General features: G+C 67.0%; 9 protein-coding genes. 6 read left to right on the top strand and 3 right to left on the bottom strand.

Going from position 1 to position 11478, the window contains the following annotated elements; all coding sequences use genetic code 11:
* Positions 1–327 precede the first annotated feature (327 nt).
* Complete coding sequence (locus tag ACIN94_RS32355) at positions 328–1500, bottom strand: hypothetical protein (protein WP_400714704.1); 1173 nt, start codon at positions 1498–1500, stop codon at positions 328–330.
* Positions 1501–3026: 1526 nt separating this feature from the next.
* The gene (locus ACIN94_RS32350; protein ID WP_400714701.1) at positions 3027–4193 is read right to left on the bottom strand and encodes a hypothetical protein; all 1167 of its coding nucleotides are present in this window, start codon (positions 4191–4193) and stop codon (positions 3027–3029) included.
* Between the two features lie 171 nt (positions 4194–4364).
* On the opposite strand from ACIN94_RS32350, the gene ACIN94_RS32345 reads away from it, so the two are divergent.
* From ACIN94_RS32345 to ACIN94_RS32335, 3 genes are all read left to right on the top strand, one after another.
* Complete coding sequence (locus ACIN94_RS32345; protein ID WP_400714698.1) at positions 4365–5546, top strand: site-specific integrase; 1182 nt, start codon at positions 4365–4367, stop codon at positions 5544–5546.
* Between the two features lie 186 nt (positions 5547–5732).
* On the top strand, positions 5733–6857 hold the full coding sequence (locus ACIN94_RS32340) for a tyrosine-type recombinase/integrase (protein WP_400714694.1): 1125 nt from the start codon (positions 5733–5735) through the stop codon (positions 6855–6857).
* Positions 6854–7183, top strand: coding sequence for a helix-turn-helix domain-containing protein (locus tag ACIN94_RS32335; RefSeq protein ID WP_400714691.1), 330 nt, complete (start codon positions 6854–6856; stop codon positions 7181–7183). Before ACIN94_RS32340 ends, ACIN94_RS32335 begins: the two co-directional genes overlap by 4 nt.
* 986 nt (positions 7184–8169) lie before the next feature.
* Here ACIN94_RS32335 and ACIN94_RS32330 read toward each other — a convergent pair.
* Entirely contained in the window at positions 8170–8409 is a 240-nt protein-coding gene (locus ACIN94_RS32330; protein WP_400714688.1) for a hypothetical protein, read from the bottom strand.
* A 9-nt stretch (positions 8410–8418) separates the two neighbouring features.
* Here ACIN94_RS32330 and ACIN94_RS32325 point away from each other — a divergent pair, with 9 nt between their 5' ends.
* The 3 genes from ACIN94_RS32325 to ACIN94_RS32315 form a co-directional block, all read left to right on the top strand.
* Positions 8419–9273, top strand: a complete 855-nt coding sequence (locus tag ACIN94_RS32325) for a hypothetical protein (protein WP_400714685.1) — start codon at positions 8419–8421, stop codon at positions 9271–9273.
* Between the two features lie 97 nt (positions 9274–9370).
* A complete protein-coding gene (locus ACIN94_RS32320; protein WP_400714682.1) occupies positions 9371–10102 on the top strand; it encodes a class I SAM-dependent methyltransferase in 732 nt (243 codons plus the stop codon).
* 291 nt (positions 10103–10393) lie between these two features.
* Positions 10394–11478, top strand: a 1085-nt coding sequence (locus ACIN94_RS32315; RefSeq protein WP_400714679.1) for an ISL3 family transposase, incomplete at its 3' end; no start/stop codon positions are given.

Raw genomic sequence — 11478 nt, 5'->3', positions numbered from 1 at the left:
GAGAGCTACCTGGCCGGGCTCCACCTGCGGGGCACGATCCTATGGATCCGAAGCCTCCAACCCACCTAGAGATCCGAACTCAGAACACGCCCTAGTAGCCGCTGCTTGACGCCACAACGTGCTCGGATGTCTGGGGACACGTTCGGGAGCGGAGGGCCTCGTCGAACCGTCGGTTCATCTGATCAGCCCAACGAGGCGTCCCAGCAGCAGGAAACGGCAGGCCCAAGCCCCTTGGGCCTTACCGGCGGGTTACTTGCTCCCTGGTGTCCGAGCCGGGACTACGGGGCCGTTCCCCAAGGCCGTACTCATGGCTGGGGAGCGGCCGGCTCAGGACGGTCCGTGGGTAGCCCGCAGCTCCGCCGTCACCGCCCGCTCCCGCAGCTGGGCGGCCTCGGCTCGCAGCGCCTCCGTCTGTTCGCGCAGGTCGGACAGTCTCATCTGCTCCATGGCCAGCTGCATCCGCGCCTCGTCCCGCTCGGCCTGCGCCTGCGCGGCCTTCACCGCGGCGCGTTCCCGCGCTTCGGAGATCTTCTCAGCGGCCCGTTCCTCGGCCTTGGCGAGCTGCTGTGCCGTCCGCTTTTCGGCCTCGGCCGCCTGCTTGGCCGCACGAGCCGCCTGCGCTCGGGCTTCGGCGGCCTCGGCCTGAGCCTGCCCCCGCGCTCGCGTCTCACTGTCGGCCCGTGCCACCGCCCGATCCCGTTCAGCCTCGATCGTCTGCGCCCGTGCCTCGGCGGCGACGGAGGCCCGTTCGGCCTCGGCCCGTGCCTGCCGGGCGGTTCCGGCCGCGGTCTGTGCCAGGTCTCGTTCCGCGCGTGCCTGCTCGGCCTGTTGCCGTTCCTGTACGGCCTGCGCCCGGGCCTGCTCCATCTCGGTTTCTGCGGCCTCCATCCGCTCGGCCAGCTCCCGTACCGCGGCGTCCCTGGCCGCCTCGGCGTGTTCGGCCCTACGTCTGGCCTCCTGCTCGGCGTGCTTGGCCTGGCGTTCGGTGGCGGCCGCCTCGTGCAGGGCGGCCAGCGCCTGCTGCCTGGCCGTCTCGGCGTCGGCCAGCGCGGTGTCGCGTTCGGCGTTGGCCTCCTCCACCTGCCGTGCCATCGCGTCACGTTCCCGACGTGCGTGACCGGTGGCCTCACGTGCCAGCCGTACCTGTTCGAAGGCCTGTTCCCGCTCGGTGCGCGCGATCGCCACCCGGGTGTGGGCCTCGGCCTGCACCGCGCTCAGCTTGGCCTCCACCCCGGCGGGACTGAGCTCAGCGGCCAGCACCTGCGCCAGGGGCGCGATCGTCGCCGCCATCCCTTTCTCCATACGCTCGTAGAACTCCTCCGCCCGGGCCAGCATCCCCTCCAGCCCGGGCGTCGCTCTTTTCAGCTCCCGTTCCCGTTTGGCCACCGCCTGGCAGTCACCCTGCGGGCAGTACGCCCGTGGGCGCCCCCGTCCGGGGCGCTGCTCGATCGGCGCTCCACAGTGCTTGCAGGGCGTCACCACGCCCAACTCTTCCGTCACCGCCTCAGGGTAGCATTATTGATTTTCTGGAAATTCAAAATCAATAATTTCGATCTGTTGCGTCCAAGGCGGGGATGAGTAACTACCGGGAATGAGAATTCCCGCAAGTTGGAGTCCGGGGACCTTCTTCCGGCCCAGGAGGCCCTGCAAACTGCCACGAAGTTGGGATTCGTCAGTTCGCCGACATGGGGTTTCGTCGCTTGGTGTCGGCGAAATCGTCACCTCGTGTCAGTAACGTGAAGACCTCTCACTTGCTTGCCGCTTTTGTGCCGGTTTCGTCTTAATTTTTAAGCGATCTCACCCTCTCTCTCAGTGGACGTTCCGCAGCTCGGTGGCTTGGCCCCGTTCGGTGTATGCGCTCCTGGACGGCGTAGCGATGCTCCCCCGGCTGAAATCTGGTGACGTTTCCTGCGGGGTTTTGACGGTGCTGTGGCTGCTTGAGCTGCGGTTTCGTCGTTTGCTGTCAGCAAAAATCGTCACTGGGATGTCAGCGGCGGCCATGCGCTGATTGACTGGTTCGACGTCGGGTCGACGATTCCTGTACGCAGCCGCTGTGCAACGCGACTGGATGAACTTGGCCTCAAGGGTGCAGAGCGGGCTGCGGGCAACCATTGAGCACTTGACCCGATATGGGCAGATGCCGGTCGCCGCCACCTTGTGATCGTCTGGGCCGTCACCAGGTCCAGCCCGGCCTCCTGAGGCTCACCTGTGAAACGTTCGCTGGGCAGTGTGCGGTGTGATCGTCGGTGGTCTCGCGCTGGCCATGCGCCACCGGGATGCGGCCCTTCGGCTCTCTTACCCCTAGCCGTTGACGCCGTGCCTGATGGACGGATTTGTGCACTCTGACCTGCGGCGATATCGGTTGAGTAGGGCTTCATCGGTCCTGTTCGGGCTCTGCTGCGCCGGGCGCGGGGCGCTTCCGCAACCTGGTCAATCTCGGCTCTCAGCTCCCCTACCTCGGCGTGCAGGGCCTCGTGGCGGGCCTTGAGGTCCTCCCGCTGGCCGCGTAGTTCGGCGAGCAGGTCCTGGTTGGCCTCGTGCAGTGTCTGCACCCGGATCAGCTCGGTGGCGCGGGCTTCGGCCTGCTGCCGGGCTGGCTACAGGCTGCGGCGTTGCGCAGGATGTGTGGTCGCGCTGATAACCGTCGACGTAGCGCAGAACCATGACCCAGATGGCTTGGCTCAGGAATGGTGGTGGGGCTCGCTGCTACGCCGGGCACAGAGATTCTTCGCTGCCCGAAGGTCGGCGCAGAACCGTCGGTGTCACCGACATCACGGGACGTTTCCGGGACGGCATGACGAGGAGAAAGACGCTCTGAGCTGGGGGTTCGTCGCCTGCTGTCAGTGGAAATCGTCATCAGGATGTCAGTGAGGCCTCCGTCAATGATGGGTGGCTCCCGGGCCCGGTTATTGGTTTCTCCGCTTGGTCAGGCTCGATACCTGCACCTCTACGCCGGAGCGGGGCACGGTGTTGAGAGAGGCGTTTTCCGGTGTCGATGGCCGCTGCGGCGGAAGGGGGCGAGCGTCTCAGGGACGCTCAGGGAAGTCCTCGCGATGTGGGGTACCGCCTGAGCCCTCAGCCGATGCGGTCTCCGGGAGCGGTTGAAGGACGAGGAGACGGCTGATCATCTGCTGGGCGACCTCTTCGCGCTGCTCGGCGGCCTGGGCACGGAGTTCGGCCCTTTCCAGTGCCTGTTGCAGCGCCTCCAGCCGGGTGTCGGCCACCGCGATTGCGGTCCGTGCCTCATCGCGCTGAATACCGGTGCGCCGCAGTTCCTCACGTTCGGCGGCGAGTTCCTCGCGCACCTGGGTGATCTCGGCGCGGGCCGCCGTGGCTTCCTGGTGCGCCTTTTCCCGGGCGCTCTCGGCGCGCTCGACTCGGCTACCAGCGGCTTTCAGATCGGTACGTGCCTGATCGAGAGCGGTGGTGCGGTCGGCCAGTGCGGTTTTTAGTGTGGCGATCTGCCGGTCGTGTTCGTTGGTCGCAGCGCGGGCCTGGCGGCGTTCGGCGTCCAGGACGCCCTGCAGGGCGTCACGTTCGGAGGTGATGCGCCGGGTGATGTGTTCGGCGACGGTGGCGCGCTCGGCGCTGGTGGTGGCGTCTTGCTGGGCGTGGGCGCGGGCGGATTCGTGCTCGCCGGCGGTGCGCCAGGCCGCGCGTTCGGACTCCTCGGCGCGCTGCTGCGCCGCGGCGGCTTTTTCCACAGCCTTCTCGCTGGCGGCGATCGCGGCCTCGGCGCTGTCCTGAGCGACGGTGGCGCGCCGGTCGGCGGCGGTGATGCGTTCGGCGGCGCGCTGCTCGGCGGCCGCGGCGGCGGCGCGGGCCTCTTCTGCGGCCTGTTCGGCGGCGTCGATCTGGGTGAGCGCACCGGTGGTCGCGACGCTCAGCGCTTCGGTGAAGGCGGCCAGTTGGACGCTCCACTGCTCGCCTGCGCTTAGCAGATCGCCGCTCAGCGCACCGGTCCGGCGTAGGGCCTCGGCGACCACCGGGGTGTGGGTGGCGGTGCGGGCGCGGTGCGCGGCGGCGCGGCAGGCGTCCCCGCAGTACAGGGCCGGGCGACCGCTGCGCCGACCGGTGGGTTCGAGCCGGTTGACGCATCCCGAGCGGGCGCACATCCGCCCCGTATCGGGATCATCTGGGCCCTTCTCAAGGGTCGCAAAGGGGTCGAACGCGCGGGAAGGATCGTCACTCACTCGCAAAGAATAGCATCGTACCGTTCGCGAACGATCATATTTTCGTGCGTCACGAAACGAAACTCTGAAGATCAGTGCATCCTGAGCAGGCTTGCGATAAGTTGCCTTATCGCAAGCCTGAAGCGCCAAAAATAGAACCAATGATCCTATGAATTAACGGGGGGTGGCCGCATGAACCTGGAGCGCCCAGACGAAGATGACGGCACGACGCCGGGCCTTGACGGCAATGACGGTGCCGGGGTGGGTGCCTTCCCCGATGAGCCGAGCTCGCCCGGGACCGTGCTTGCCCGGCGCGCTCCGGCCGACAGTGCGGCACGTATGGGCGATGCGGTCGTTTTGGACGGGGTGACGGTCGTCGGTGATCGGCGCTCGGCCGACGAGCAGGTGACCGAGGAGGCGGCGCGGCTGATCGCGGCGGCTCCGGCGGCCAACACCAGCCGCGCCTACGCCCGCGTCTGGGCCGGCTACCTGTCCTGGTGCACGGCCACCGGCCGCACCCCGCTGCCGGCCACCGCCGCCACCCTGGCCAGTTTCGTCGCCGAGCTGGCCGGGCGCGGCCTGGCCCCGGCCAGCATCGACCAGGCGCTGGCCTGTGTATCGTCCGCGCACGGCAAGGCGGGCCTGGCCAGACCGCACACCACCGCCGCCCGCGACGCGTTGCGCGCCTACCGCCGTGACTGGAGCACCAAGGGGGGCAACACGGTGCGCAAGGCCCCGCCGATCACCATCGACATCCTGCGCAGCCTCGTCGCGCACACCCCCGACGACACCCCCACCGGCATCCGGGACCGAGCCGCGCTGGTGCTCGGCTTCGCCCTGATGGGCCGGCGCAGCGAGATCGCCGCCATCGACTGCGACCACCTCACCTTCCCGCGCCAAGGACTGGAGGTGTTCATCCCCGTGAGCAAAACCGACCAGGACGCCGCCGGGCAAACCGTCGCGGTCCCCTACGGCTCACACCTTGCCACCTGCCCGGTGCGCTCGGTGCAGACCTGGCTGGCCGTGCTGCGCGAGCACGGCATCGCCACCGGGGCGCTGCTGCGGCCCATCGACCGCTTCGGCCGCATCGGCGGCACCCCCGGCTGGGCCGGCCGCGGCGGACTACGGCTGTCGGGCGTCACGCTGAACACCATCGTCAAGGACGCCGCACGACGAGCCGGTCTAGCCGACGCCGAGCGCTACAGCGCACACGGGCTACGCGCCGGCGGCGCGACCACCCTGGCCGACGCGAACGTGCCCACCGGCAAAATCGCCGAACAGGGCCGCTGGAAGCCCACCTCCCCCACCGTGCACGGTTACGTCCGCGCCGTCGACCGCTGGAAGGACAACCCCATGGGCAAAGCCGGGCTCTAGCATCAAAACCGCGCAAAGTTGCAGCAGATGCAACACTCGGCATGATCGGCTACGACTCATCATGCCTGGTCGTACGGGTGTAGGTAGTTGCTTTGCCGTTGACTCAGACCGCGTTGGCCAAGGAGATGGCGGCAGCCGCGATTAACCTCAACAATGTTGCATTAGATGCAACGGAGGTGACTTGTGGTGCAAGCGGCCGATTTGCCTGGTGCTGCGCATCTGGAGCTGGTGGAGGGAGTGATCCATCTCGATCCGGCCCAAGCGGTGTTCGAGGCGATGCTGGCGGGCTGGGCTCGGCAACAGCGCACCCGGTTCTTGAATGACGAGGGGACGATCGGACCTCGGATGTCGCTGGTGCGGCGGCTCTCGGAGTTCACCAACACCTACCCCTGGCAGTGGGAGCCCTCCGATGGTGAGGACTTCATCGTGCATTTGCGGTCCACCGGGCGGAAGCGGCCGATCGTCATGTCGACCGCGCGGGGATATGAGCTGGCGATCAGCTTGTTCATGGAGTACGTCACTGATCGCCGTTACGGCTGGCCAGCGGTGTGCTGGGACCGGTTCATGCAGGTCCCCCAGCAGATCTTCCACGATGGCAATACCGTCACGCATGTCACCGACTTTGAGGGGCAACCAGGGCGCCGGCCACTGACCTATGACGAGGTGCAGGCACTGTTCGACGCTGCGGACGGCCGGGTCGAGGCGGCCCAGCGGCGTGGCCGCAAAGGTGGGCTGACCGCGCTGCGGGACGCGGCCCTGCTCAAAACGGTCTACGCCTACGGACTGCGCCGCAGGGAAGCTCGAGGCCTGGACCTGAGCGATCGGCGACACGCACCCAAAAGCCCCCAGTACGGTCAGTACGGAGCGTGGTTCATCCGCTGGGGCAAGGCATCGAAGGGCAGTCCTCCCAAGCGCCGCACAGTGTTGACGGTGCCGGAGATGGACTGGGTTGTGGATGTCCTCGATCACTGGGTCACCGAGGTCAGGCCACTGTTCAGCCCGGGTTCTCTAGCGGCGCTCTGGGTGACCGAACGGTCGAGTCGCATGTCGCTGCGAGGGATCAACACGGCATTCGAGCAGGTCCGCGAGGCGGCCGGGTTGCCATCTGACCTTGATCTTCATTCGCTGCGCCACTCCTACATCACGCATCTGGTGGAGTTCGACTATCCGGAGCGGTTCGTGTCCGAGCAGGCCGGTCATCGGTACGCCTCGACGACCTCGATCTACACAAACGTGTCCGATGACTATCGCAACAGGCTGATTCGCCGCTCGCTGGAGAGACGCGCAGAGCTGTGGGAGGACCCGAAGTGATCAAGAAGATGGGGTACCGGTGGAATCTACGCAAGCTGATGGCCGACCGGGACATGTTTCAGACCAGCGACCTGGGTCCGCTGCTTGCCGAGCGTGGGATCCATCTGTCCCGGGAACAGGTGTTCCGGCTGGTCACCCAACCGCCGCAACGGCTGTCGATGGACACCCTGGCGGCGCTCTGCGACGTGCTCGGTTGCACTCCTAACGATCTCATCGAGATCGACGTCGTCAATGCCCAAGTTGCCAAGGTCGCTGGTGATGTCGGTGAGCGGACCGCCTCGCCGAGAGCCCGGCGGACCACCATCCGTCGCCCGGAGAGCACATGACCCCCAAAGGGCGAGGAGAACCGCGCCCGGTCGTGCTGGAGCGGGCGGCCCGTCATGTCGTCGCTGCAGTGCCCGAGCTCGACCTTGCCACCGCGCGTGACATGGTCGAGAAGGCCACGGCCCGACCCACGCTCCGCCAGCTTGAAGCTCACCTTGCCGCGTTCCCCGACGCTCTGACGTCGGGCTCCTGCGATGCGCCCATGCCGGTGCTCGTGCTGGCTGGCCTTCTGGTCGCTGCGGGACACACCAATGTTCGCGTCCCCGGCTGCACCGGATGCGGCCAGACAGCAGGGCTACGACACCGGATCGAGGGTGGCCGACTCTGCGACCACTGCTACCACCTTGCCCTTCGAGCTGTGTGTTCTCACTGCGACAGAGAACGAACGATCAGCAGCCGAGACGATCAGGGCCGCGTTCTCTGCACCTCCTGCAGGCCCCGCCGATCCGAGGTCTGCGGAAACTGTGGCCTGCTCCGAAGACCGGCAGCTCGACGCGATGACGGCGCCGCCCTCTGCCCGAACTGCTACCAGACCCCCGCGCGTGCCTGCAGCCGGTGCGGTCAGGTCGCCCCCACCTACGCCAACACCTCCAATGGCCCCATCTGCAAACTCTGCTACCAGCGGCCGCGTCGCCGATGCGGTGCATGCGGACAAGTACGCACGATCGACCGACGCGCCACCGGAACCGAGCCTGACCTCTGCGGTCGCTGCAACATCCGGCCGGAACGCCCTTGCACGATCTGCGGGCGTTCTCACCACGCGAACCCCCTGGCACATCTACCCCTGTGTCTGAGCTGCCGCGACGCGGGCCATGTGCTCGAACCAGACCTCAGGGAGCCCACCGACAGAACGCGACGGCGCCGAAGCGAAACCATCCGCGATGTCGTACTCAAACGCCTCCGCGACCTGCTCTCTCATCCCGAACATGGCCTCGCATCACAGCTCACGCCGGTGCTCGAGATCTTGGCCGATGCACCCAACCCGGCCTCAGTACTCGCCTGGCTCCGCCGCGGCCGCGGAGGCGTTCAACTGCTGACAGGCCTCGCCGAGCGTGCTCACCACGAGCCCATCACCCATGATCTCCTCGACAGCTACCCCCAAAGCTACGTCCTCCACCGCCTGCGCGACCTCCTCGTCTACTCCGGCGTGCTCCCCGAGAGGGCCGAACTGCTCGACCGCATCGAGCCTTGGCTTGACCATGTTCTCAGCCGGCATTCGCAGGAGCATGTCAGCATCGTGCGGCCCTTCGCGGTTTGGCACGCTCTGCGCCGAGCCCGGCAGCGCGCACGCAGGCGCCCCACCACGACCAACGCCGCCACCTGGGTCCGCTCGCAGGTCACCCTCGCCCTGGATCTCCTGTCCTTCCTCGACGATCGCGGCAAGACCCTCGCCACCGCCACGCAAGCAGACATCGACGCCTGGCTCGACGGCGCCACCGAGTATCGCTACCTGCTCGGCAGCTTCATCAACTGGGCCAGAGCCCGCCACCTCTGCGGAGAACTGGCCATCCCCAGACGCCCCCGCACCGATCCGGATACCTTCCTCGACGAAGCTCACCGGACGCAACTCCTCACACGCTGCCTGCACGATTGCGATCTTCCCCTGGACGTCCGCGCCGCAGGGGCATTGATGCTGCTTTACGGGCAGACAGCCTCTCGGCTGGCCGCCCTCACCACCGCCGACATCCGGCAGGTCGGTCAGGAAACCTACCTGCAATTCGACGTGACCCCGGCCCTTCTCCCTCCACCACTCGCCTCCCTGGTCCAGGCCCTGCGCGACACATCCTCGCGCGGCATAAGCTTCCAGCACTCAGACGAGCAGACCCGGCTGCTCTTCCCCGGTCGATTCCCCGGCAGACCCATCGCCGCCAAGGTCCTACTCCGAAAACTCCGCCGACACGGCATCGACCCCCGCCCCGCACGCCACGCTGCACGCGCCGCCTGGGCCCAAGACCTGCCCGCCCCCATCGCCGCCGATCTGCTCGGCGTCAGCATCAGCACCGCCACCAAGTGGGCCACCCGCACTCGACGAGATTGGAGCGACTACATAGCGGCGCGTCACCAACAACGGGACGGAGACGTCTCTGGGTGATCCCGGCGGTGGAAGTGGTGCCACTTGAATCCGCAGATCATCGGCAGACCGGCGTAATTCGGTTGGCTGTCGTCGGCCGTTTGTGGATACTGCCGGAATGTTCTCTGATGCTGAGGCCGCAGCTCTCTACGACGTGATGAACCCGTGGGACCCCGCCCGTTACCCCGAGGTCGTCTTCTGCACCGAACTCGTGATGGCGGCCGGTGCCGTACTGGATCTCGGCTGCGGCACCGGGAGCATGCTGCACTACGCCCGCGATCTTGGTCACACCGGACGTCTCGTCGGTCTCGACCCCGATCAGGGCATGCTGGATCGGGCCAGGCGCCGCACCGACATCGAATGGGTCTCCGGCGTCGCCGCCGACGCCGTCTGGGACAGGGAGTTCGACCTGGCCACGATGACCAGCAACGCCTTCCAGTGCCTGGTCACCGATGATGAACTGCGTGCTTCCCTGATCGCGATCCGCACCTCGCTCCGCGACGGTGGCCAGTTCGTCTTCGGCACCCGCCACCCGCAGGCTCGCGCCTGGGAAAGCTGGAACCCGTCGAACGCCTTCGACATCGAAGATGCCACCGGACGCAAGCTACGCATGTGGCATGAAGTTGAGTCTGTCGTTGGCGATGTCGTCACGTTCACCGAGACCACCGCCGAGCGCGACGACACAGTCCTCCGCGTCGACCGGACAAGCCTGCGCTTCCTCGACGTCCCAGCACTGGCCACGTTCCTGACCGAGGCCGGGTTCACCATCGAGGATCAGTACGGCGACTGGCACCGGGGTCCCATCACCGAAACCAGTCGCGAGATCATCACGATCGCCCACCGCAGCTGAACCAGTACCCGACACCAGATGGGAATACTGCACACTTCGAATAAGTGCACTTCACCAGTCTGAATCGCCCGGGGCTGAGGTGACGACTTGGCTGTTTCGCATTGATTCAGCATGATCTTCCCGTCACAGGATCATCACACTCCATTCGTTTGCTTCCGCACTTCTGACCCGCCGTGTGTCGACGACGGGTGAAAACTGGCAGGCAGGGTGTGTCCAGTTAACGGCTCTGTCGAGATTCGGCTCTGTCGCAGATTCGGTGGTGACGGAACGTCCCCTGCGTCACGGTGAGTCATGCGTGATATCGACGAGCTTGTGAGTGTCGTGTTCTCGGGCTTATCGCCGCTGGTCGTGGAGGACGTGGCGGACGAGGGGGAACATATCCGGGTGCGGGCGCGGACCCCAGACGGGTCGGTCGCGTGCCCGCGCTGTGGAGCCGAGACAACACGGGTGCACGGCTACCACGAGCGGAGCGTGGCCGATGTCCCGGTCGATGCACGCCGCGTGCTCGTGGTGGTGCGGATCCGCCGCCTGGTATGCCCGACGCGCGGCTGCCATCAGACGTTCCGCGAACAGCTCCCCGGCGTGCTGGAACGCTACCAGCGGCGCACTCCCCGCCTGGCCGGCCAGATCGGCGCGGTGGTCCGCGAACTGGCCGGACGCGCCGGCACCCGGGTCTTATCCGCCCTGGCCGTGCGCCTGTCCCGGCATACCGCCCTGCGCCTCCTGCTGCGCCTGCCCCTGCCCCTGCCCCGGCTTCAGGTGCCCCGCGTCCTGGGGGTGGACGACTTCGCCCTGCGTCGGCGTCACCGCTACGCCACCGTGCTCATCAACGCCGAAACCCGCGAGCGTATCGATGTCCTGCCTGATCGCACCGCCGACACACTGGAGGCCTGGCTTCGCGCCCATCCCGGGGTGCAGGTCGTGTGCCGAGACGGCTCCGGCGCCTACGCCGAAGCGATTCGCCGCGCCCTCCCGCAAACGATCCAGGCCGGCGATCGGTGGCAGTGCGCCATGAGGCGCCTGGTCGTATCCCCGGCTGAGCCGGGAGGAATTGGAAGGAGGTTCCTGGGTCCGATGGCTCACCTGGATCCGAAAGGTGAAGGGGACAGCAGCATGTCATTGAAGCGGCGGCCGTGCTCAGGCGTTGGAGGCGGCGTGCCGTGGGACCCGCGTGATATGGCGAAAGCTGGATTACCTGAATCCCAATCTCCAGTTGATGGAAGGTCGCATCCGTCGGAAATCGACGCCCGAAGCCGACGCCGCGCTCTGCCCGGGTTTAGGACTCCTAACAAAAGTGGTGGGCTTGACCTGGTCAGAGGTCGGTGTCGTGCACGAGGCCGCCGGGTAGCGGGACGCGGTCAGCCGCGTAATCGCAC

The organism is Streptosporangium sp. NPDC087985 (assembly GCF_044741965.1).
In the GTDB taxonomy this organism is placed as follows: Bacteria; Actinomycetota; Actinomycetes; order Streptosporangiales; family Streptosporangiaceae; genus Streptosporangium.
This window is presented reverse-complemented; position numbering and strand designations above follow the sequence as displayed.